A 23,289-nucleotide genomic window follows, 5' to 3' on the forward strand; every position below is an offset into this window, starting at 1 on the left:
GGATTCGCTCCACTTAGGGCACCTATCAACACTATTTTTCCGTTCACCCCCTTTTCTATCAGCCAGGGTTAATTAAAAGCCCTCTATCTTTCCGTTCACTCCCTTCGCTTTCAGCTTCGAGCAATTAGACCCCTTCCTCCATCTTTTCCTGGGCAATGAATACTAGATAAAAACAAAAAAGAACCCCCTGAAAAAGGAGATTCTTCTTATAATGATTATAGTGACTTCATAATTTCTTCAATCTTGGTTTGCAGCTCGTCCACATGTACTTCGTGCATGTCGCCAGTTTTACGAACCTTCAGTTCCACAATTCCCTCTGAGGCTTTCTTTCCAACTGTAATGCGAATTGGCATTCCAATTAAATCAGAATCAGCGAATTTCACCCCTGGTCGTTCCTGACGGTCATCGAATAATACATCAAAGCGAGCAGCCTTAAGCTTAGCATACAACTCTTCCGCTAATTCCGCCTGTGATGCATCTTTCATGTTTACAGCAATGAGATGCAAATCGAATGGAGCCAGTGCTGTTGGCCAAACAAGTCCTTTATCATCGTTAAATTGTTCAACCACTGAAGCCATTGTACGTGATACACCAATACCATAGCAACCCATAATCATTGGTTGGGTTCTGCCGTTTTCATCAAGATATGTCGCTCCCATCGCTTCACTGTAGCGAGTTCCTAGTTTAAAGACATGACCAACTTCAATTCCTTTTGCAAACAAGATTTTCCCTTCACCATCTGGAGATGGGTCTCCTTCTAGGATAAAACGAAGGTCAGCAAATTGACTCACTTCAAAGTCGCGCTCAGGGTTTACATTCATGTAATGATAATTTTCTTCATTTGCGCCACATACACCATTCACAATCGCTGCAACAGCGTGATCGGCAACAATTTCAACATCCTTGGCTTGTACAGGTCCAAGCGATCCAACAGCACATCCAAGCACAGATTTTGTCTCTTCTGCATCTGCAAGCTCAGCAGTCGCTGCTCCCAACAGATTCTTTAATTTAATATCATTCACTTCATGATCTCCACGCACAAGCGTTAGAACATAACGGTCATCAACTTTGAACAGCATAGATTTAATGCAATCCTTTGCATCAACCTCAAGGAAGTTAGCAACCTCTTCAATACTTTTCTTATTTTCGGTTCGTACTTTTTCAATTTCTTTTGCCTCTTCAGCTTTTTTCTCATATTCCATTACAACTGGAGCCATTTCGATATTTGCTGCGTAGCTGGAAGTATCAGAATAAGCAATTGTATCTTCTCCGACATCAGAAAGCACCATGAATTCATGGGTATCTTTTCCACCCATCGCTCCAGAATCAGCGATTACAGCGCGGTAATCTAGGCCACAACGAGAGAAAATATTGCTATAAGCCTGGAATACACGTTGGTAGGTTTGATCCAAACTTTCATGAGAAGAGTGAAAAGAATAAGCATCTTTCATAATAAATTCACGACCACGTAAAAGCCCAAAGCGAGGACGTTTTTCATCTCGGAATTTTGTTTGAATCTGATACAAAGATAAAGGCAAACGCTTATAGGATTTAACTTCATCGCGGATTAGACTCGTGATTACTTCTTCATGAGTTGCCCCTAAAGCAAACTCACGGTCATGGCGATCTCTCATACGCATTAATTCTGGTCCATATGTATACCAACGACCAGACTCCTGCCATAATTCGGACTGCTGCAGTGCAGGCATTAAAAGCTCGACCGAACCTGATTGATCCATTTCTTCACGAATAATCTGTTCTACCTTTTGAAGAACTTTTCGAGCAAGTGGTAAGTAAGAGTACACACCACTTGCATTTTGACGAATATACCCTGCTCTTAAAAGCAATTGATGACTCTTTATTTCGGCATCAGCTGGTACTTCTCTTAGTGTTGGAATTAAAGTCATACTTTGTTTCATTTTGTATTCACACCTCATCTAAATCGAAATGGCAAAAAAGAACAGCGGAAGCGCCCATTGGAGCAACTATAGCTAGTCACTGGGCGCTAAAGCCGGTTATCATATGTGCTGTAAAATAAATTTTTCTTTCCATGACAAGAGTTTTCTCTCCATGGAGGTATTCTTATAAAAAGAATCTTTGGATATCATTCCATGTTACGACAAGCATTAAGAGCATTAATAAAGCGAAGCCGATGAAATGAACCATCCCTTCCTTTTGCGGGTCAATCGGCTTTCCTCTAACCGCTTCGACGGCAAAGAACATCAATCTACCACCATCTAAGGCTGGAATTGGCAGTAAGTTCATGATTCCTAAATTGATACTCAATACTGCTGCCCATCTCATCAAATACCATATGCCAGATTGAGCGACAATACTTGTTGATTCGTAAATCCCGACCGGTCCTGCAAGAGCATCAATTGAAAACTGACCAGTAACCAGTTTTCCAACTGCAAAAATAATTTCTTTTGTCCAAGTGTAGGTTTCTTCAAATCCATATCCAATGGCTTTTATCGTGTCCTTCTCAATTGGAGCATACACACCAATAATCCCTATGGTTTCGTTCTTCCCACCTTCGAGCTCTACCTCTCTTTTATCAGGTGTAACGGGAATTTCAAGAGTCTCCCCATTCCGCTCAATAAGGAACTCTAATTCGTTTTCTGGATTTTTCTGAATGATTTCCACTACATCTGACCAACTTGAAATTTCTGCTCCTTCAATGCTTTGAACGACATCTCCTTGTTTTAACCCTGACTCAAGAGCTGAACCGTCAGCAGCTAATTCACCTAAAACAGGTTTGTCGGAAGGCATTCCTTGGAACAAAGCGATAATCATAAAAACAACAATCGCTAGGATAAAATTCATCATTGGTCCGGCAAAAATAGCCATGGTTCTTTGGCCAATTGTCTTTGAAGCAAATTGTCTATCATGTGGAGCAATTTGCGTTTCTGCTCCGTTTTCGATAAACACTGCACTCCGACTAATTGAAAAAGTTTTTAGTTCTTCTTCGTTCCCATCTTCATAGCCTTTTATAAATAGCTGATGTTCTACATCGGCCTGTTCAACTTCAATCACAAGAGCATCAGGATATTTATCCTTATTATTAAGTATAACTCTATTAACTTTTTTATCTTCCCCGAATAATAAACCAATTCGGTGACCGGGTTTGATTTCGACCATTTCGGGATCTTCGCCGGCCATTCTAACAAATCCACCTATCGGTAAAAGACGGATCGTATAGACTGTTTCGTTTCTCTTATGGGAAAATATTTTCGGACCAAAACCAATCGCAAACTCTCGGCATAAAATTCCAGCCCGTTTTGCAAAAATCAGGTGACCCAGTTCATGAAAAAAAACAAGAGCCCCGAAAATAACAATAAAGGCAATAACTGTACTCAACTGAATGACCACCTTTTTTTAAATGAGTGATAATACCGACTTTCTTGTTTGTTCATCTATTTCCTGTATTGTTTCTAAATCTGGGTTCGTAATAATTTTGTGCTTCGTTAATTCACGTTCAATTAAATCTTCAATTTGTAAGAAGGTAATCTTTCCCTCTAGAAACGCTGCCACAGCTGCTTCGTTTGCGGCATTTAATACTGTAGGCATTGTTCCTCCAGCCCTACCTGCATCGTAGGCAAACTTCAGGCACCGGAAACGATCAAAATCCATTTCACGAAAATGCAACTTTCCGATTTGTGCAAGACTTAGTCTATTCCCTGTAGGATGAGGCAGTCGATCAGGGTATGTGAGCGCGTATTGAATTGGCACTCTCATATCAGGGGTTCCTAGTTGCGCAATGATGCTAGTGTCGTGGAACTCAACCATTGAATGTATGATGCTCTCTTTGTGGAGAACAACAGAAATCTTTTCATATGGAAGTGAAAACAACCAGTGCGCCTCTATGACCTCTAGCCCTTTATTCATCATGGTAGCCGAGTCAATTGTGATCTTGGCTCCCATTGACCAGTTAGGATGATTTAAGGCCTCACGGACGGTGACGTTTTTCAACTCTTCCCGTTTCCGATCCCGGAAGCTTCCTCCTGATGCAGTCAAAATAAGTTGTTCAATATTTTTTGCCTGTTCTCCCTGTAGAGCTTGAAAGATCGCAGAATGTTCACTATCAACAGGAAGAATTGATACGTTATGCTTCCTGGCCGCTTCCATTACAAGGTGACCAGCTGTTACCAGTGTCTCTTTATTCGCAATGGCAATGGTTTTTCCAGCTTGAATTGCCTTGAGTGTCGGCGATAACCCTACACTTCCTAAGACAGCGTTCACTAAAATATCAGCCTTATTATAGACAGCGGCTTCTTCAATTCCACTAGGTCCAAATCCTATTGTTAAACCAGGAAACTCCGTTTGTAGGGTTTCACAATCTACCTTCTCTTGAACCGAAACAAACTCAGGTTTGAACTCTAAGATAATTTTACGCACAACATCTATATTTCGTCCCGCAGAAATGGCGACTAATTGAAAGGCTTCCTGGTGGCCTCTAATAATGTCCAACGTCTGAATCCCAATGGATCCCGTCGCACCCAATAAACTTATTTTCTTCACAACACCCACTCCTAATTCACCTAACAGGACCTCTAAGAAAACCCCTGTTCCCTACAAATTCACTATTGTTTTTGACTCAAGTATGAATCTAGCTCCGACGATTATAACAAATTCATAAAGTGTAAGAGCGGTAAAACAAATAGGAGGCTGTCAAACCTGTCCAATATACCTCCGTGACCCGGAAGGATTGTCCCGGAATCTTTCACATTATAGTGACGTTTTAATGCAGACTCAACTAAATCGCCAACCTGACCAAAAATGGACAGGACAATCGTTGCAATAATTAACAGCACCATTGGGATGCCGATATTTGTAAACAACGCGAATAGTACTGCAACCACGATTGCGCAAAAAATGCCTCCAATTGAACCCTCAATCGTTTTGTTCGGACTAATCTCAGGCCATAGCTTTTTCTTGCCTAACGATCGACCGATAAAATAGGCACCAGAATCCGTAGCCCAAATAATAAACAAGGAATAAACAACAAACGTTAAACCGTTGTCCGCTCCCCTGGTCTCAATGAAATAGTAAAAACCAATTCCTACATATAGAGTTGCCAATACAGAAAAAGCAACCTCTTCAAAACTAAACCGATTTTTTGTAATAACTGTATACGTTAAAAATAACAAGACAGCCAATAGTGTAAGCTCAATTTTCGTATAATTCATATTACTAAGTATGCCAATATGCTCACTAGGGATCAGAAAAATCCAAAGCAAGATAAGCGAAATGATTCCTGGTATTGATGCAAGCTTGATGTTCTGCATCTTCAATGCCTCGTACAACCCAATTGAAGCAAGTAGATAAACCATTAGCACAAATGGCACCCCTCCAATTAACACGATTGGAAGGAAGATAGCTGCTGCTACGACTCCTGTTATGATTCTCTGCTTCATCTAATCCACACCTTTATTAAACTCCGCCAAACCGACGTTGACGACTTTGAAACACCTCAACAGCCTCAATAAAATGTTCTTCACTGAAATCTGGCCATAAAACATCTGTAAAAAAGAACTCAGTATAAGCAAGTTGCCAAAGCATAAAGTTACTTAGCCTGATTTCACCGCTTGTTCGAATGAGCAAGTCAGGGTCTTCTAAATCGGAAGTCATTAAATAGGAGGAGAAAACTTCTTCGTTAAGGTTTTCCTTATCCAGTTTACCATTTTCACAATCATTTAAGACCTGCTTAACAGCTTGGAGAATCTCCACACGGCTCCCATAATTTAAAGCAAAATTTAACACCAGACCAGTATTCTCTTTCGTATCAACCATTGCTTTCTTGACAGCCTTTAGCGTGTGAGCTGGCAGTTGATCGGTATTTCCCATCATGGTTACCCGAACATTTTCTTCAACCAATTCAGGTAAAAAGGAGCCAAGGAATTCTTCCGGAAGTTTCATCAGAAAGTCTACTTCCATTTTTGGTCGTTTCCAATTTTCCGTCGAAAAGGCATAAAGAGTCAAGGTTTTCACACCAAGTTCATTTGCAAGACGAGTAATTTTACGGACCACTTTCATCCCTTCATGATGCCCTGCTACCCTCGGTAAAGAACGTTTCTTTGCCCATCGCCCATTGCCGTCCATTATAATGGCGATATGTGAGGGAACCTCCTGAGATTGTATTTGTATTTTTCGATCACGGAGACTGGAAGGTTGATTCTGGGACTTCCAGGGATTTAGTTTATTTAACATAAGACAGCTCCCCTAAATAGGATAATACTCTCACCCAAAAAGAAATAGTCTTCTAGCTGGTTTTTAGCATATGTTCCTATCATACCAAAAATGAAAAAAGATATCTCTATAAAAAGAGTATGTAAGCTTATTCTAAAACAGAATGTTTTATTTTTGATTCTGTACGACCATATCTATGAAAAAACCCCCTGTAAAAGAGGGTCTTTTAAATATTTAGTTTACCATAGCAAATCCTAAGATTAAACTTCTAGTAGTTCTTTTTCCTTATCCTTTGTTACTTGGTCCACTTTGCTGATAAATTCATCCGTTACCTTTTGAATATCATCAGAATATCCACGAAGAGCATCTTCAGTGATCTCTCCATTCTTTTCAAGCTTCTTTAGATCATCGTTGGCATCACGACGGATGTTTCGAATGGCAATTTTCGCCTCTTCTGACTCCTTACGTACTTGCTTAGCCAATTCCTTACGGCGCTCTTCTGTTAACTGAGGAATCGCTAAACGGATAATGGAGCCATCGTTTGTTGGGTTGATTCCTAAGTCAGATTTCATGATTGCTTTTTCAATCTCTCCAAGAATAGACTTATCATAAGGTTGAATCACTAGAAGTCTAGCTTCTGGAACAGAAATTCCAGCTAACTGATTTACAGGAGTTGGCGCACCATAATAATCAACCGTAATTCTGTCTAAAAGAGAAGCATTTGCTCGCCCAGCACGGATTGAAGCCAGCTCACGTGTATAAGCTTGAATCGCTTTGGTCATTTTTTCTTTGGCTTTATCAACGACTTGTTTTGGCATGATTATTTCCCCCTAACAATAGTTCCAATTTTTTCACCCATTACAGCTCTCTTGATATTCCCTTCCTCCATTATTGAGAAAACAATTAAAGGAATGTTGTTGTCCATGCATAAAGATGAAGCAGTAGAATCCATAACCGCTAAACCTTCTTTGATAACGTCAAGGTATGATAGCTCATCATATTTAACGGCATTTGGATCCAAACGTGGGTCGGCAGAATACACTCCGTCCACATTGTTCTTTGCCATTAAAATGACTTCTGCTTCGATCTCTGCAGCTCTTAATGCCGCAGTTGTATCAGTTGAAAAGTATGGATTTCCAGTACCGGCTGCAAAAATAACGACTCGAGTCTTTTCTAGATGTCGAATGGCACGGCGGCGAATATATGGTTCCGCAACTTGACGCATTTCGATGGATGTCTGTACTCTGGTTTCAATACCTTCTTGTTCAAGACTATCTTGAAGAGCTAGTGAATTCATAACCGTTGCAAGCATCCCCATATAGTCTGCAGTTGCACGATCCATTCCCATTTCCTCACCGATTTTTCCACGCCAGATATTGCCTCCACCTACAACAACAGCGACCTCTACACCTAATTCTGCAAGTTCTTTTACCTGTCCGGCAACGTTTTTAATCACTGAAGGATTAATGCCAAAACCATTTTCACCTGCTAGTGCTTCCCCACTTAACTTTAAAACCACGCGTTTGTATTTTGGGTTGCCCATAGAAACCTCCGTAAAATTGAAATGTGAAGCGCCTTGTTTAGCCCCGTGAGTCTAGACGAGCCCAATAAGAAGGTATTTTTCACCTTCTTATTTGAATTGACTTATGACCCTAGGGGCTGGGCGCTACAACTAGACAGTTGAAATGTGAAAGCGCCTGTCCAAAGCACTTAATTAGAAGATCAACCAATCCCTCTCTCCAAAAACAGGGAACACATAGTGTTCCCTGACCAGAAAAATTAGACTTGGTTAAGATTATTTTTTATTAACTTGGCTCATAACTTCTTCTGCGAAATTATCTTCACGCTTCTCGATTCCTTCTCCTACTTCGAAGCGAACAAATTCACGTACTGTACCGCCTTTTGATTCAACAAACTGGCGTACTTTTTGATCTGGGTTCTTAACGAATGTTTGGTCAAGAAGGCAAACATCTTCGAAATATTTTCCAAGGCGTCCTTCAACCATTTTCGCTACGATATTCTCAGGTTTTCCTTCGTTAAGAGCTTGTTGAGTAAGTACTTGGCGCTCACGCTCAACCTCTTCTTGTGAAACCTCGTCACGAGAAACATATTTAGGATTTAAAGCTGCAACATGCATAGAAACATCCTTAGCAGCTGCTTCATCAGTTGTTCCTTCTAGAACAGTTAGAACAGCAATGCGGCCACCCATGTGTAAGTAAGCACCGAATGCGTCAGCATCTGTTTTAGTTAAAACTGCAAAACGACGAAGGGAAAGCTTTTCACCAATTTTAGCAATAGAAGCATTCACATATGCATCAACTGTTGAACCATTTTCCATTGATTGTGTAAGAGCCTCTTCTAGATTTGCAGGCTTGTTTTTCAAGATGTGCGCGCCAAGCTCTTTTACTAGAGTTTGGAAGCCTTCGTTTTTCGCAACGAAGTCTGTTTCAGAGTTTACTTCAAGAATAACAGCTTCATTTCCTTCAACAACGACACTTGCTAGACCTTCAGCAGCAATACGGTCACCCTTTTTAGCTGCTTTTGCAATGCCTTTTTCACGAAGGAAGTCAACTGCTTTTTCCATATCCCCGTCTACTTCTTGAAGTGCTTTTTTACAGTCCATCATTCCAGCGCCTGTTTTTTCACGCAATTCTTTAACCATTTGTGCAGTAATTGCCATAATGATTTTCCTCCTTAAGGTTAGTGTGATATGTACCTATTCCATATTTTCTCACTATTAATTGAGATTTAAACTTATAAGCGAAAGACCTCGTAGACATTTTCACTTTAAAAAAAGGTGATAAAGGGTATCCCTATATCACCTTTCCCCAAGACTTAAACTTACGCTTCTACAGGTTCAGCTGTTTCTTCCCCTTGCTTTGCTTCAAGGATCGCATCAGCCATTTTTCCTGTTAAAAGTTTCACAGCACGGATTGCATCATCGTTTGCAGGAATCACAACATCGATTTCATCCGGATCACAGTTTGTATCAACGATACCTACGATAGGGATGTTCAATTTACGTGCTTCAGCAACAGCAATGCGCTCTTTACGAGGGTCGATGATGAAAAGAGCATCAGGAAGGCCCTTCATATCTTTAATTCCACCCAAGAATTTCTCTAAACGCTCTAATTCTTTATTAAGTTGAACAACTTCTTTTTTAGGAAGGACATCAAATGTTCCATCTTCAGCCATTCTCTCAATATCTTTAAGGCGTCTAATACGCTTTTGGATTGTTTCGAAGTTTGTTAATGTACCACCTAACCAACGTTGGTTTACATAGTACATTCCAGAACGTTCTGCTTCTTCTTTAACAGAATCTTGAGCTTGCTTCTTTGTACCTACGAAAAGAACTGTTCCGCCTTCAGCAGCAAGTTCCTTTACCCAGTTATAAGCTTCCTCAACCTTTTTAACTGTTTTTTGAAGATCGATAATGTAGATGCCGTTACGCTCAGTGAAAATATATTTTTTCATCTTAGGGTTCCAACGGCGAGTCTGGTGACCAAAGTGTACACCAGCTTCAAGCAATTGCTTCATAGAAATTACTGACATGTTTGTTTCCTCCTAATGGTTTGTTTTCCTCCGGTCATATCGTCTTTAGCGAAAACTGTTAGTAACAGCACCATCCGCATAAATCCATGACCGTGTGTATTAACACCGTTTAATAATATAGCATATGTGAATATGACAATCAAGTCTAACTTGAAGTTTTTACTAGAAATTTACCTGTTTTAAATAGGCTGTTGATTTCCGCTCCAGGCACGAGAGGTTCGCGGGCAGTCCGGGAGCCCGGCCAGCTCCACCGCCTAGCCCCTCGAGACGCTTCCGCTTTTCTATCTCCTCGTCGCTTCGCTCCTGCGGGGTCTCCCTTAGCCTTGCACTCCCGAAGGAGTCTTCGTGCCTTCCGCTCCAATCAACACCGTTTAAAAGTTATAATTTCACTATTCACTTTAAACTCAGATTATAAAACAAAAATCCCGTTCAGGGCGTGAACAGGATTTTACATTTGACTTTTCTTGGTTTTAATTTGATTTTAGTTTCTCAAGTTCAAACAAGAATTTGTCATTTAATACTTTAATATACGTCCCTTTCATTCCTAAAGAACGAGATTCAATTACTCCTGCGCTTTCTAGTTTACGAAGAGCGTTTACGATAACAGAACGAGTAATTCCTACACGGTCAGCAATTTTAGAGGCAACAAGTAAGCCTTCTTTTCCGTTTAGTTCTTCAAAGATATGCTCAATTGCTTCTAATTCACTGTAAGAAAGAGAGCTGATCGCCATTTGAACAACAGCCTTGCTACGAGCTTCTTCTTCAATTTCTTCTGCCTTTTCACGGAGAATCTCCATTCCAACAACAGTAGCCCCATACTCAGCTAGGATAAGATCATCATCTTCAAAAGGTGCTGTTACACGACCTAGAAGCAATGTACCAAGACGCTCACCGCCACCAATAATTGGAACAATCGTTGTTAATCCACTCTTAAACAAATCTTTGTTTTCAACTGGGAAAATCGTATACTGGCTTTCCACATCTAGATTTGGAGATGTTTCTTTAATATTAAATAAACCATTTGTGTATTCCTCTGGGAACTGACGATCTTCAAGCATTTTTTTAATCCGGTCGTTTTCGATTTGTTGATTTACAGCAAACCCTAGTAACTTACCACGACGGCTAACAACAAATATGTTTGCCTCGATGACATCGGACAATGTCTCAGACATTTCCTTAAAGTTTACTGGTTTACCCGCTGCCTTTTGAAGTAGTGCATTGATTTTTCTTGTTTTTGATAGTAAGTCCATTAGTTCTTCCTCCTATTTTGCATAACAACCTATATGATGTTTTACATGTATTCTGCCTTATTTTACCGGCCAATGCTTGTTATTGTTTACTTTAACCATCGCCAGATAAAACGGTTTATAAAATAAATCTGCTCAAATCCTTGTTTCTAGATATTGCACCTAGTTTTTCTTCCACATATTGTGGTGTGATTAAGATATCTCCCATTGAGATATCTGGCGCTTCAAAGCTTAAGTCTTCTAGCAATTTCTCTAAAATTGTATGAAGACGTCTCGCCCCAATATTGTCCGTGTTTTGGTTCACTTCATAAGCAACTTCAGCTACTTTACGAATAGCTTCGTCAGAAAATTCAATTTGTATACCTTCAGTTTCCAATAATGCTTTATATTGTTTGATAAGCGCATTATCTGGCTCAACTAGAATGCGATAAAAATCATCTACTGTTAGTTTTGTTAATTCTACACGGATTGGAAAGCGACCTTGAAGTTCAGGAATCAAATCCGACGGTTTCGCAATGTGAAAAGCACCTGCGGCAACAAATAGTACATGATCGGTTTTGACCGGTCCATACTTCGTTACAACAGTTGAACCTTCAACAATTGGCAAAATATCTCTTTGCACTCCTTCACGTGAAACATCAGCCGAACCACCGCCAGAACTTTTACTAGCGATCTTATCAATCTCATCAATAAAAATAATGCCTGATTGTTCTGCTCGAACCGTTGCTTCTAGTGTAACTTCATCCATATCAATTAACTTTTGTGCTTCTTCATTTGTTAATACTTTCCTCGCTTCTTTAACAGGAAGCTTCCGTTTTTTTCGTTTTTTGGGCATGAGGTTGCTTAATGCATCCTGCATGTTCACACCCATTTGTTCCATACCAGAGCCTTGAAGCATGTCAAACATAGAAGGGGCCTGTTCTTCTACTTCAACAGAAATGACCTCGTTCTCCAATTCTCCAGCCTCTAACTTAGTCTGTATCGCTCTACGTCTTTCCTTAAGATTCATCTCTTCGGTCGAGGCAGTGGAATCTTGTTCGGCCTGTTGATTCCCTCCACCAAATAACATTTCTAGTGGGTTTTTATAAGACGTATTCTTCTTAGCAGCTGGAACCAACAACTCAACTAGTCGGCGGTTTGCATTTTGCTCAGCACGCTCTTTCACACTTAGCATTTTTTCTTCTTTTACAATCCGAACTGATGTCTCTACTAGGTCACGTACCATTGACTCCACATCTCGTCCTACATAGCCGACTTCCGTAAATTTGGTTGCTTCCACCTTTACAAACGGCGCGCGGACCATCTTGGCAATTCTTCTAGCAATTTCCGTCTTCCCTACCCCTGTCGGACCCATCATTAAGATGTTTTTAGGGCTTATTTCATCTCGGATACTTTCATCCAATAGGCTTCTCCGATACCGATTTCTAAGTGCAACTGCAACTGCTTTTTTCGCATCTTTTTGACCGATAATGTATTGATCAAGTCGTTCAACGATTTGTCTAGGCGTCAAATTGTTTGAATTATTCATGCATACACACTCCTTCCCTACAATTCTTCTACAATAATGTTGGTATTGGTATACACACAAATATCAGCAGCAATTTCGAGGGCTGCCTTTGCAATTTCCTGTGCTGACAAATGTTCACCAGCATACTGTTTTAAAGACCGTCCTGCTGCCAAAGCATAATTCCCACCTGAGCCAATTGCTAAAATTCCGTCATCAGGTTCAATGACTTCACCTGTCCCTGAAATAAGCAAAATATGATCCTCATTCATGACAATTAACATTGCTTCAAGTTGCCTTAACATTTTATCGCCGCGCCATTGTTTTGCTAACTCAACGGCCGCGCGTTGCAAACTCCCATTATACTCTTCAAGCTTCGCCTCGAACATCTCAAATAATGTAAAGGCATCTGCTACAGAGCCAGCAAAACCAGCTACTACTTTCCCATTAAACAACTTTCGTACCTTACGAGCCGTGTGTTTCATCACAACTGCATTGCCAAATGTGACCTGACCGTCCCCGGACATGGCACATTTCCCCTTATGTTGAACCGCAAAAATCGTTGTCGCATGAAATTGAGACATCCCTTTTCCTCCTCATCAAGACTTTATGCCCTTGGGTGGCTAGACATATAGGTTCGTCTTAAATGTTCATTGGTAACATGGGTATACACCTGGGTTGACGAAAGAAATGCATGACCTAGTAATTCCTGAACCGTCCGTAAATCAGCTCCATTGTTTAACATATGTGTCGCGAAAGTATGTCTCAGCTTATGGGGATGTATTTTCCCATGTAGAGCAGATTTTTCAAACATTTTGTTTAAGATTTCACGAACTCCCCTATCGGTCAACGGTCCACCCCTGTAATTAACAAAAAGAAAACCATGATCCTCTTTACCTTTTAACAATTCACTACGTGCTGTTTGTATGTAGCTTTCGAGTTCATCATGAGCAAAGCTCCCAAACGGGACATACCTTTGTTTTTGGCCCTTACCATGGACTAAAACAGTTGAAAGATAAAAATCAAGATCTGTTAGACGAATCTTACAGCATTCACTAACGCGAATCCCTGTACCATAAAGAAGTTCTAATAACGCTTTGTTTCTCTTTCCTAGAGCGGTATCAGTCTCACAAGCTTCAAAGAATACATTTAACTCTTGTTCATAAAAGAAATCAGGCAAACGTTTTTCCGCTTTGGGAATAGAAACAAGGGCCATAGGATTTTCATCTACGAGTTTCTCTCGAAGTAAAAACTTATAAAAACTACGAAGACAAGAAATTCTTCGTGCTACTGTTTTTCTTGATAGTTGTTTCTCGTAAAGTTTTGTCAGATAGATTCGCACATCTGAATATTGTACATCTTTTATATTCAAAATGGCTTCTTCTTTCATAAAGTCAAAAAAATCGGTCACATCGTGATGATAGTGTTCAACAGTGTATTGTGAACAATTTTTTTCAATTTGTAAATATTCAATAAACAACTTTAAAGAAATGTTCACATTTTCCGTCACTTGCAATCACCCCACAGAGGCTACTAAATGGTATCATAACTTAGCAGTCTATTGCAATATAGTTTACAAATTTTTCACAAATTTCTGAATTGTTTCCAATGCTCGATTAGCGAGCGCCTCATTTCTTTCCTGCTTATTCTTTATTTTCCCTGATAGATTAGGCAGCAAACCAAAATTTGCGTTCATTGGTTGGAAGTTTTTCGGATTCGTGGTTGTAATATAATGCGCCATACTTCCCATCGCTGTCTCAGCCGGGAATTTCACTGGTGACTCTCCCAAAACGATTTTCGCTGCATTTATACCTGCAATTAAGCCACTAGCAGCAGACTCTACATATCCCTCGACACCAGTCATTTGTCCTGCAAAGAATAAGTCTTCTCTATTTTTAAATTGATAGGTCGCCTTAAGTACCTTAGGTGAGTTAATAAATGTATTTCGGTGCATAACTCCGTAGCGAACGATTTCTGCATTCTCTAGCCCGGGAATTAATTTGATCACTTCTTTTTGAGGGCCCCATTTTAAATGAGTTTGAAATCCAACAATATTATAAAGCGTCCCTGCCGCATCGTCTTGACGAAGCTGGACAACAGCATATGGTCGTTTCCCTGTTTTTGGATTTTCAAGTCCTACCGGCTTCATTGGTCCGAATAACATTGTCTTTCTACCACGGTTGGCCATTACTTCGATTGGCATACACCCTTCAAAAAAAACCTCTTTTTCAAATTCCTTTAATGGTACTGTTTCGGCTTCAATTAACGCTTCGTAAAAACGATTGAATTCCTCTTCTGTCATTGGACAATTGAGATAGGCCGCTTCCCCCTTGTCATAGCGGGATTTTAGATAGACCTTATCCATATTGATGCTTTCTTTTTCAATGATTGGTGCGGCTGCATCATAAAAGTACAGATACTCTTCTCCAGTTAATTGCTTCAACCCCTGTGACAGTGCTTCACTCGTTAACGGCCCCGTTGCAATAATCGTTGGTCCTTCAGGTATTCCTACTACCTCTTCATTGATTACTGTTACATTCGGGTGATTTTTCACTTGCTCGGTTACTCTAGCTGCAAAATCATGACGATCAACAGCAAGTGCACCTCCCGCTGGCACAGAACTGGCATCAGCACTACCGATTATGACAGAATCCAATATTCTCATTTCTTCTTTTAAAACGCCCACAGCATTCGTCAGTGAATTGGCGCGCAACGAGTTGCTACACACCAACTCAGCAAATTTATCTGTGTGGTGAGCTGGGGTCAGTTTAACTGGCCTCATCTCATAGAGTCGGACATTAATTCCTCTTTTTGCTAATTGCCAGGCTGCTTCGCTGCCGGCAAGACCTGCTCCTACAACATTTACTACTTTTCCTGTCATTTTGATCCTCCACTGCTTACTTTATCTATACGCTTATCTTTTTATATTTTGCCCTTAATTGTCCATTTTGCACTTAAGGATACGATTTTAAAAGAAAAAAGTTTCAAATTGACAAAAAATGATTCTACCATAAAGTGAAGCTTGTATCAAAGAAGTTGTTTCAAATTACTATATTTTTTTCAAGCTCTTCTAATAGCACAACAACAAAAAGAGCGAGCAAATGCTCACTCTATTGTTGTGGTTCTTCTTTATAATCACATTGAGTACAAGAAACCTGAACACCTTTTTTGAGTTTTTTCTCAACCAAGAGGCTTTCACATTTCGGACAACTTCTGGCAATTGGTTTGTCCCAAGAAAGAAATTCGCATTCAGGATAACGATCACATCCATAAAAAATTCGGCGCTTCTTGCTCTTACGCTCAATGATATTTCCTTCCTTACAATTAGGACATTTTACTCCGATTTCTTTTACAATAGCCTTTGTATTCCGACAGTCAGGGAAATTACTGCAAGCCATGAATTTACCATAGCGTCCCATCTTGAAAACCATCGCGTTTCCGCACTGTTCACAATCTTCCCCTGCAGGCTCATCTTTAATTTCAATTTCCTGCATTTCTTTTTCCGCTTTTTCAAGGTCTTTTTCAAATTCCTTGTAAAATTCATCGATAATATTTACCCAGTTCACACTGCCTTCTTCAATATTATCCAGGTCTTGTTCCATTTTTGCAGTGAACTCAACATTCACAATATCCGGGAAAAACTCAATAATCAATTGATCAACAATTTCCCCTAATTCGGTTGGTACAAACCGTTTATTGTCGAGGCTAACATACCCTCGTTTCTGAATTGTATCAAGCGTTGGCGCATAAGTCGAAGGTCTCCCTATTCCGAGTTCTTCTAACGTTCTGACTAGCCTAGCTTCTGTATACCTAGGAGGAGGCTGAGTGAAATGCTGCTTCGGTTCGATGTCCTTTTGTACCACCTCATCCCCTTCTATTAAGTTAGGAAGAAGCTTGTCTTTTTCATCTACTTCATCATCAGAGCCTTCTACATATACTTTCATGAAACCAGGAAATTTCACTTTGGAACCAGTTGCTCGGAAAATTACCCCTGAATTAACCAAATCGACACTCATTGTATCCATTACTGCCGGCGCCATTTGGCTTGCAACAAAGCGATCCCAAATCAATTTGTACAATCTTAACTGGTCCCTAGATAAATATTGCTTTAGTTCCGCAGGTGCCCTTAAAACACTCGTTGGTCGTATGGCTTCGTGGGCATCTTGCGCATTGGCTTGTTTCTTTTCCTTTTTGACCCCACTCTTTAAAAATTCCTTGCCATATTCATTCGTAATATAGCCACTTGCTTCATCTTGGGCAACCTCAGAGATTCGCGTAGAGTCAGTTCTCATATAAGTAATTAAACCGACGGTACCTTCTTTTCCAATATCCACCCCTTCATATAATTGCTGCGCAAGCATCATCGTTTTTCTTGCTCTAAAATTCAACTTTCGCGCTGCCTCCTGCTGGAGGGATGAAGTAATAAACGGGGGTGCTGGATTGCGTTTTCGTTCTTTCTTGGTAACCGTTTCGACCTTAAAATGATTTCCTTTTAACTGTTGAAGAATTTTTTGAACATCCTCATTGGATTTTAATTCAGTTTTCTTTGAATTAACTCCATAGAATGTTCCTTCAAACTTGCTCTTTCCTTTTAGAAATTCCGCGCCAATTGTCCAGTATTCTTCTGGCTCAAAGTCTTGGATTTCTTTCTCCCGATTAATGATCAGCCTTAATGCAACAGACTGTACTCTTCCTGCACTAAGACCCTTTTTGACCTTTTTCCAAAGCAACGGGCTGATGTTATAGCCAACAAGCCGATCTAAAACACGCCTTGCTTGCTGCGCATCAACAAGGTCCTTATTAATTGGTCGTGGATGTTTAAATGAATCTTTAATCGCATCTTTGGTGATTTCATTAAATACAACCCTGCAGTCTGAATCTACATCCACATTAAGACTACGAGCCAAATGCCAAGCAATTGCTTCCCCTTCGCGATCAGGGTCAGCCGCGAGGTATATTTTCTTTGCTTTTTTTGCAGCAGATTTTAATTCTTTTAAAATTGGACCTTTTCCTCGAATTGTGATGTATTTCGGCTCATAACCGTGTTCTACGTCAATTGCGGTTTGACTCTTGGGCAAGTCTATTACATGCCCCATGGAAGCTTTTACTTTATATTTTTTTCCAAGATATCGTTCAATCGTCTTCGCTTTCGCGGGTGACTCAACGATGACTAAATACTCCGACATTCAGTTAGTCCTCCTTAGAGGGAATAAAATTACCACTATTATTTAATATGCGGTTCCCCATTGTCAATACCTGGGTAAAGTAAGCGTTTTATTATTTTTATCTAGCCCTTTTATTGTTCTAATGGAGTTAGACGATGCACTTACCGCTTTTCTATATCCAGCACCAGCATATACTGGTTAATATTTATTTCCTTTTTCAAATAGTACTGATGCAAAATGTATAACAGATTTTGAATAATTTCAACCATTTTGTAGTAATTTTTCTATTTCACCTGTAATTTCACTTGAAATTTTATCCTTTTATTCCTTATTTTAGCCTTGTTTTTGGGTAGAAAATTAAATTTCTTCTATTATATCTTTTGGTTCTTTTATTAGTTTTGCTCCGAGCTGAATCAACTCATTCGTACCCGTATAGGCTGGATTCAGAATATTCCCTGGTATTGCAAAAACGTCCCTTCCCTCACTCAATGCAAAGTCTGCGGTGATAAACGAACCACTCCTTTTCTTCGCTTCAATCACCAATGTCCCTTTTGCCAAACCACCAATAATCCTATTTCTTAATGGGAAATGCCATTTTTCTGGTCTAGTATTTGGCGGATATTCCGATAATAATAGTTGTTCTGCCATCATTTGAGAAGCAAGTCCAAGGTTTTCTTTTGGATATATATGCTGAAAGCCTCCCGCGATGACCCCAATAGTCCTTCCCCCTAATTTTATCGACGTTTGATGAGCGAGGGCATCTATCCCTCTGGCTAACCCACTAATGATGACAGCTTGATGTTTTATTAAATCAGGAAATAAAAATTCAATTGCACTTTTCCCATAAGCTGTAGCCTCCCGACTACCAACAACCGCTAACGGAAATGGTTGATTCAATAGAGTTTTATCTCCTTTGGCGAACAACAGCCAGGGTGCTTGATAAATATTTTTTAAAAGCAATGGATAGTCTTCATCAACTACACTAATTAAGTGGATATCATTTCGAACATAATATTCAATAAGATCATCAATTGGAATTTTATCTAGCAAAGGGAGAAATTGTTCATGTTTAAAACGACTGGATGGAGCATTAAGAGAAGAATAAAGAGAGGATAATGTCGGGTCATCTTTTAATAGTTGATAGATTGTTTTCCAGCTTGGTTTACAGTGAACTAAATGAATCAATCTTTTTTTGAATTCATCCATCGGGGGCCTCCTGTTTTGGAAGATTTAGTAAGCACAGGCATTTCAACTAACCTTTTATTGTTTAATAAAATGCCAAACAGCCCCTCTAATTGAGGGACTGTTTCATTCATGATTCTTAGTGCGTTTTGCACGCTTCATATAGACCTTTTTCTTTAAGCACTTCGATTAATGTTTCACCCATGACAGATGGAGTCTCAGCAACTTTAATGCCGCACTCGTTCATTACACGGATTTTCTCATCAGCTGTCCCTTTTCCGCCGGAAATGATCGCACCAGCATGACCCATGCGCTTTCCTGGAGGTGCAGTTACTCCACCAATGAAGCCTACAACAGGCTTAGTCATATTTGCTTTAACCCATTCAGCTGCTTCTTCTTCAGCTGTTCCACCAATTTCACCAATCATGATAACAGCATAAGTATCTGGATCTTCATTGAACGCCTTAAGCACATCAATAAAGTTCGTTCCATTTACAGGATCTCCACCAATTCCAACCGCAGTTGTTTGGCCAAGTCCAGCTTGTGTTAATTGATGAACGGCTTCATAAGTTAAAGTTCCTGAGCGGGAAACAACACCTACGTGTCCTTTTGTATGAATGTAACCAGGCATAATTCCAATTTTACACTCATCAGCTGTAATGACACCTGGGCAGTTTGGACCTACTAGGCGTGTCTTTTTGCCCTCCATATAACGTTTAACTTTTACCATGTCAAGCACAGGAATATGCTCAGTAATACAGATTGCAAGATCAAGCTCTGCATCTACTGCTTCCATGATTGCATCTGCGGCAAATGGAGCTGGTACATAGATTACAGAAGCAGTTGCACCTGTTGCTGCAACAGCCTCCTGAACAGTATTGAAAACAGGTACGCCTTCGACCTCTTGGCCGCCTTTTCCTGGAGTCGTACCACCAACGATTTTAGTACCATATTCTAGCATTTGTTTTGTATGAAAAAGGGCCGTTGAACCGGTAATCCCTTGGACAATGACTTTTGTATCTTTATTAATGAATACACTCATGACAACGATTCTCCTTTCTATCCTACTTAACTAGTGAAACAATTTTTTGTGCGCCGTCAGCCATTGATTCTGCTGCAACAAGATTCAATCCAGATTCATTTAGAATCTTTTTACCAAGATCAACATTTGTTCCTTCTAGACGAACAACAAGAGGAACTTGAAGACCAACTTGTTTCGCAGCCTCTACAACACCCTCAGCGATAACGTCACATTTCATGATTCCACCAAAGATATTGACAAAAATACCCTTAACGTTTTGATCGGATAGAATGATTTTAAATGCTTCAGTAACCTTTTCAGCTGTTGCACCGCCCCCAACATCAAGGAAGTTAGCCGGGTCGCCGCCGTAATGCTTAACGATGTCCATAGTAGACATTGCTAGTCCAGCTCCATTAACCATACAACCGATATTACCATCTAATGAGATATAGCTTAAATCATATTTTGAAGCTTCAATTTCCTTTTGATCTTCCTCATCAAGGTCACGGAACTCAAGAATATCTTTATGACGGTATAATGCGTTTGAGTCAAAGTTTAATTTTGCATCAAGCGCCATAACTTTTCCATCACCAGTTACTACTAGTGGGTTAATTTCTGCAATTGAGCAGTCCTTCTCGACATAGGCATTATATAATCCCATCATAAATTTAACAGCTTGATTCACAAGCTCTTTAGGGATATTGATATTAAAAGCAATTCGACGTGCTTGGAATGCAGTTAGTCCAACAACTGGGTCAATTTGCTCTTTGAAGATTTTTTCAGGAGTTGCCTCAGCTACTTCTTCAATTTCAGTTCCGCCTTCTTCTGAAGCCATTAAGACAACGCGTGAAGTTGCACGATCAAGAACAAGACCAACATAGTATTCTTTTTTAATGTCACAGCCTTCTTCAATCAATAGGCGTTTTACTTCTTTGCCTTCTGGTCCTGTTTGGTGAGTGACTAGAGTTTTTCCTAAAATTTCACTCGCATATGTACGGACTTCATCTAGATTTTTAGCGACTTTAACTCCGCCCGCTTTTCCGCGGCCGCCAGCATGAATCTGAGCTTTTACAACACAAACTTGGGTTCCTAGTTCTTTCGCAGCTTCGACAGCTTCTTCTACTGTAAAAGCGACTTTCCCATTAGGTACCGATACCCCATATTGTCTGAGGACCTCTTTCCCTTGATACTCATGGATATTCATTTTCCCATCCTCCTATCAACCTCTACAAGTAAGCGTAAACAAAATAATTTACACAAAATTGCAAAGATTTTTTTACAGTACATTTGTTTCAAATTATAACCAACGCTTTCATTGTATATAATGATATATTACTTGTCTACCATTATGATTGAAATATTTTGCCTTTTTAAAAATTACAAAAACTGTTGACAAATAAAAGCACAGCTGGGGCAATCATCGACCAAGCTGTGCTTTTTCAACGTATCCGTACAAGCAGAATGCTCTTTATTTGTTATAGCAAAATATCAAATATAGTCTTTAACTGGAGCAAAGCTCTTACGATGGTACGGGGTTACTCCATAGCGTTTAATCGCTTCAAGATGTTCTGCAGTCCCGTACCCCATATTAGAGGAAAATCCATATTCAGGGTACTCCCTGCTTATTTCTTTCATCATTCGGTCTCTTGTCACCTTTGCAATAATAGAAGCTGCCGCTATGGTAATACTTCGTGCATCCCCCTTTATAAGAGATTCACTAGGATAAGGTGTTTCAAGTTTCACCGCATCTATTAGCAAGTAATCAGGGTTAGGAGCAAGCTGAGTGACCGCCTCTAGCATTGCCTTCTTGGCAGCTTCCAAAATATTTATTGTGTCAATTTCAGCAGCACCAATAATCCCGACACCAAACGAGATAGCTTCAAGTTTAATACGCTCAAAATAATCTTCTCTTTTTTGCTCTGTTAGCTTTTTTGAGTCATCAATTCCTGGTAAGTAGAAGTCTTCCGGAAGGATAACAGCGGCGGCTACTACAGGTCCAGCTAAAGGGCCACGACCTGCCTCATCTATTCCAGCAATAAATTGAAAGCCCTGATGTCTTAGAGCCCCTTCGAAAGAAGTCATCTCTAGAAACTTCTTATGTAGTAATTGCTCTTTCTCCCGAAGTCGCTCCCATTTATCGAGTATTCGTTGGACTCCTTTTCTTTCATCTTGTCTTAGAGTTTGAACAAGTTGCTTCTTATCTTCACCCTCTACCAGTAACTGCTGTTCTATTTCTTGGATTGTCAATTTTTTCATAGGAATCGTTCGCTTTCTTAAATTGTTTAGTCCTTTTAAAGCAGGCTGTTGACTTCCGCTCCAGGCACTCGCTTTCCGCGGGCAATCCGGGAGCCTAGGCAGCTCCAGCGCCTAGCCCTTCGTCGTTTCGCTCCTGCGGGGACTCCCTTGGCTTTGCACTCCCACAGGACACTGAATTACATCCTTGAATTTGCCCACGCACGAGGAAATGTGTAGTTCATTTTCGAGGAGTCTTCGTGCCTTCCGCTACAATTAACGGTAAGTATTACAGCGATTCTTAAATAAAATTAATAACTTTAACTATCAGAGCCTTCAATCTTTTCGAGATCACTTGGTCGTTCGAAGGATAGGGGTCCTAGTTTCTCTCCCCTTATTTCTCTAATTACGGTTTCTGCTACTTTATCATAGTCAATTTCTTTGCCTTGTTTGAATCCTCTAGCTAGACCGATTTTATCAAACATTTCGGTGATATCCTCTGGTATTTCTTCCAAATGGAATCTTTCCCTTACTCTGTCAGGATATCGGGTTCCGAGATAACGCAAGGCATAGACAGCAACATCATCCAAGTTTAAAATAGCATCCTTAATTGCTCCGGTTACAGCCAATTTTAATCCTACTTCTTGATCTTCAAATTTTGGCCAAAGAATTCCTGGGGTATCTAGTAACTCAAGCTCATTTCCAACTTTTATCCATTGCTGAGCCTTTGTCACACCTGGCATATTCCCTGTCTTGGCAATATTTTTACCATGCAGCCGATTAATAAGTGTTGATTTCCCAGCATTAGGGATTCCAACAATCATGGCACGAATCGCTCTTGGTTTAACACCTTTTGCTTTTAAGCGCTCAATTTTATCATTCAGTAGCTTTTTCGCCTCAGTTACAATTTGCTTCAACCCTGTCCCTGCTTGAGAATTAATCGCCAGTGCCGTGACACCCTGATTTTTAAAATAGCGAACCCATTCGGCAGTAATCTCTTTATCCGCCATATCCGCTTTATTTAATAGAACAATTCTTGGTTTGTGCTGAATGATTTCATCAATCATCGGGTTCCGAGAAGAATGAGGAATTCTAGCATCTACTAATTCAAAGATAATATCGACAAGCTTGAGTTTCTCCGTGACCTGTCTGCGCGCTTTTGCCATATGGCCAGGAAACCATTGTATTGTCATCTTAAAA

General features: G+C 40.0%; 20 protein-coding genes. All 20 read right to left on the bottom strand.

Annotation, left to right across the window (positions count from 1 at the left end; all coding sequences use genetic code 11):
- Positions 1–215 precede the first annotated feature (215 nt).
- Positions 216–1,919 carry a proline--tRNA ligase gene (locus tag H0185_RS12345; protein ID WP_221873807.1) on the bottom strand — a complete coding sequence of 568 codons (1,704 nt, stop codon included), beginning with the start codon at positions 1,917–1,919 and terminating at the stop codon, positions 216–218.
- A 163-nt stretch (positions 1,920–2,082) separates the two neighbouring features.
- Entirely contained in the window at positions 2,083–3,357 is a 1,275-nt protein-coding gene (gene rseP, locus H0185_RS12350; RefSeq protein WP_221873808.1) for an RIP metalloprotease RseP, read from the bottom strand.
- A gap of 18 nt (positions 3,358–3,375) precedes the next feature.
- Positions 3,376–4,518, bottom strand: coding sequence for a 1-deoxy-D-xylulose-5-phosphate reductoisomerase (gene dxr / locus H0185_RS12355; protein ID WP_221873809.1), 1,143 nt, complete (start codon positions 4,516–4,518; stop codon positions 3,376–3,378).
- A 101-nt stretch (positions 4,519–4,619) separates the two neighbouring features.
- Positions 4,620–5,414 carry a phosphatidate cytidylyltransferase gene (locus H0185_RS12360; protein ID WP_221873810.1) on the bottom strand — a complete coding sequence of 265 codons (795 nt, stop codon included), beginning with the start codon at positions 5,412–5,414 and terminating at the stop codon, positions 4,620–4,622.
- Between the two features lie 16 nt (positions 5,415–5,430).
- On the bottom strand, positions 5,431–6,207 hold the full coding sequence (gene uppS / locus H0185_RS12365) for an undecaprenyl pyrophosphate synthase (RefSeq protein ID WP_221873811.1): 777 nt from the start codon (positions 6,205–6,207) through the stop codon (positions 5,431–5,433).
- A gap of 239 nt (positions 6,208–6,446) precedes the next feature.
- Positions 6,447–7,004 (bottom strand): ribosome recycling factor, encoded by a 558-nt coding sequence (gene frr / locus H0185_RS12370; RefSeq protein ID WP_221873812.1) that lies wholly within the window; start codon positions 7,002–7,004, stop codon positions 6,447–6,449.
- A gap of 2 nt (positions 7,005–7,006) precedes the next feature.
- Positions 7,007–7,729: a UMP kinase gene (gene pyrH, locus H0185_RS12375; RefSeq protein WP_221873813.1), complete on the bottom strand. Its 723-nt coding sequence runs from the start codon at positions 7,727–7,729 to the stop codon at positions 7,007–7,009.
- A gap of 252 nt (positions 7,730–7,981) precedes the next feature.
- Positions 7,982–8,866 carry a translation elongation factor Ts gene (gene tsf / locus H0185_RS12380; protein WP_221873814.1) on the bottom strand — a complete coding sequence of 295 codons (885 nt, stop codon included), beginning with the start codon at positions 8,864–8,866 and terminating at the stop codon, positions 7,982–7,984.
- Positions 8,867–9,027: 161 nt separating this feature from the next.
- The gene (gene rpsB / locus H0185_RS12385; protein ID WP_221873815.1) at positions 9,028–9,738 is read right to left on the bottom strand and encodes a 30S ribosomal protein S2; all 711 of its coding nucleotides are present in this window, start codon (positions 9,736–9,738) and stop codon (positions 9,028–9,030) included.
- 470 nt (positions 9,739–10,208) lie between these two features.
- Positions 10,209–10,988, bottom strand: a complete 780-nt coding sequence (gene codY / locus H0185_RS12390) for a GTP-sensing pleiotropic transcriptional regulator CodY (RefSeq protein ID WP_221873816.1) — start codon at positions 10,986–10,988, stop codon at positions 10,209–10,211.
- 115 nt (positions 10,989–11,103) lie between these two features.
- Positions 11,104–12,513, bottom strand: a complete 1,410-nt coding sequence (gene hslU, locus H0185_RS12395) for an ATP-dependent protease ATPase subunit HslU (protein WP_221873817.1) — start codon at positions 12,511–12,513, stop codon at positions 11,104–11,106.
- Positions 12,514–12,530: 17 nt separating this feature from the next.
- On the bottom strand, positions 12,531–13,073 hold the full coding sequence (hslV, locus tag H0185_RS12400) for an ATP-dependent protease subunit HslV (RefSeq protein WP_221873818.1): 543 nt from the start codon (positions 13,071–13,073) through the stop codon (positions 12,531–12,533).
- A 23-nt stretch (positions 13,074–13,096) separates the two neighbouring features.
- Complete coding sequence (gene xerC / locus H0185_RS12405; protein WP_221873819.1) at positions 13,097–13,999, bottom strand: tyrosine recombinase XerC; 903 nt, start codon at positions 13,997–13,999, stop codon at positions 13,097–13,099.
- A 63-nt stretch (positions 14,000–14,062) separates the two neighbouring features.
- Positions 14,063–15,370 carry an FADH(2)-oxidizing methylenetetrahydrofolate--tRNA-(uracil(54)-C(5))-methyltransferase TrmFO gene (trmFO, locus tag H0185_RS12410; RefSeq protein WP_221873820.1) on the bottom strand — a complete coding sequence of 436 codons (1,308 nt, stop codon included), beginning with the start codon at positions 15,368–15,370 and terminating at the stop codon, positions 14,063–14,065.
- Between the two features lie 229 nt (positions 15,371–15,599).
- Complete coding sequence (topA, locus tag H0185_RS12415; RefSeq protein WP_221873821.1) at positions 15,600–17,675, bottom strand: type I DNA topoisomerase; 2,076 nt, start codon at positions 17,673–17,675, stop codon at positions 15,600–15,602.
- Positions 17,676–18,011: 336 nt separating this feature from the next.
- On the bottom strand, positions 18,012–18,860 hold the full coding sequence (gene dprA, locus H0185_RS12420; protein WP_221873822.1) for a DNA-processing protein DprA: 849 nt from the start codon (positions 18,858–18,860) through the stop codon (positions 18,012–18,014).
- A gap of 115 nt (positions 18,861–18,975) precedes the next feature.
- Entirely contained in the window at positions 18,976–19,878 is a 903-nt protein-coding gene (gene sucD, locus H0185_RS12425; RefSeq protein ID WP_221873823.1) for a succinate--CoA ligase subunit alpha, read from the bottom strand.
- A gap of 22 nt (positions 19,879–19,900) precedes the next feature.
- The gene (sucC, locus tag H0185_RS12430; RefSeq protein ID WP_221873824.1) at positions 19,901–21,061 is read right to left on the bottom strand and encodes an ADP-forming succinate--CoA ligase subunit beta; all 1,161 of its coding nucleotides are present in this window, start codon (positions 21,059–21,061) and stop codon (positions 19,901–19,903) included.
- Between the two features lie 284 nt (positions 21,062–21,345).
- Complete coding sequence (locus tag H0185_RS12435) at positions 21,346–22,113, bottom strand: ribonuclease HII (RefSeq protein WP_221873825.1); 768 nt, start codon at positions 22,111–22,113, stop codon at positions 21,346–21,348.
- Between the two features lie 296 nt (positions 22,114–22,409).
- Positions 22,410–23,282 carry a ribosome biogenesis GTPase YlqF gene (ylqF, locus tag H0185_RS12440; protein WP_221873826.1) on the bottom strand — a complete coding sequence of 291 codons (873 nt, stop codon included), beginning with the start codon at positions 23,280–23,282 and terminating at the stop codon, positions 22,410–22,412.
- Positions 23,283–23,289 lie beyond the last annotated feature (7 nt).

The organism is Mesobacillus maritimus (assembly GCF_019749255.1).
Classification (GTDB): domain Bacteria; phylum Bacillota; class Bacilli; order Bacillales; family Cytobacillaceae; genus Mesobacillus_B; species Mesobacillus_B maritimus_A.

Bases quoted from the DNA above. Each gene is read 5' to 3' on its own strand.
- ylqF (WP_221873826.1), bottom strand. From the start codon at position 23,282: ATGACAATACAATGGTTTCCTGGCCATATGGCAAAAGCGCGCAGACAG.
- tsf (WP_221873814.1), bottom strand. From the start codon at position 8,866: ATGGCAATTACTGCACAAATGGTTAAAGAATTGCGTGAAAAAACAGGC.
- codY (WP_221873816.1), bottom strand. From the start codon at position 10,988: ATGGACTTACTATCAAAAACAAGAAAAATCAATGCACTACTTCAAAAG.
- dprA (WP_221873822.1), bottom strand. From the start codon at position 18,860: ATGGATGAATTCAAAAAAAGATTGATTCATTTAGTTCACTGTAAACCA.
- pyrH (WP_221873813.1), bottom strand. From the start codon at position 7,729: ATGGGCAACCCAAAATACAAACGCGTGGTTTTAAAGTTAAGTGGGGAA.
- rpsB (WP_221873815.1), bottom strand. From the start codon at position 9,738: ATGTCAGTAATTTCTATGAAGCAATTGCTTGAAGCTGGTGTACACTTT.
- hslV (WP_221873818.1), bottom strand. From the start codon at position 13,073: ATGTCTCAATTTCATGCGACAACGATTTTTGCGGTTCAACATAAGGGG.
- uppS (WP_221873811.1), bottom strand. From the start codon at position 6,207: ATGTTAAATAAACTAAATCCCTGGAAGTCCCAGAATCAACCTTCCAGT.
- trmFO (WP_221873820.1), bottom strand. From the start codon at position 15,370: ATGACAGGAAAAGTAGTAAATGTTGTAGGAGCAGGTCTTGCCGGCAGC.
- H0185_RS12360 (WP_221873810.1), bottom strand. From the start codon at position 5,414: ATGAAGCAGAGAATCATAACAGGAGTCGTAGCAGCAGCTATCTTCCTT.
- H0185_RS12435 (WP_221873825.1), bottom strand. From the start codon at position 22,113: ATGAAAAAATTGACAATCCAAGAAATAGAACAGCAGTTACTGGTAGAG.
- sucD (WP_221873823.1), bottom strand. From the start codon at position 19,878: ATGAGTGTATTCATTAATAAAGATACAAAAGTCATTGTCCAAGGGATT.
- frr (WP_221873812.1), bottom strand. From the start codon at position 7,004: ATGCCAAAACAAGTCGTTGATAAAGCCAAAGAAAAAATGACCAAAGCG.
- hslU (WP_221873817.1), bottom strand. From the start codon at position 12,513: ATGAATAATTCAAACAATTTGACGCCTAGACAAATCGTTGAACGACTT.
- sucC (WP_221873824.1), bottom strand. From the start codon at position 21,061: ATGAATATCCATGAGTATCAAGGGAAAGAGGTCCTCAGACAATATGGG.
- topA (WP_221873821.1), bottom strand. From the start codon at position 17,675: ATGTCGGAGTATTTAGTCATCGTTGAGTCACCCGCGAAAGCGAAGACG.
- H0185_RS12345 (WP_221873807.1), bottom strand. From the start codon at position 1,919: ATGAAACAAAGTATGACTTTAATTCCAACACTAAGAGAAGTACCAGCT.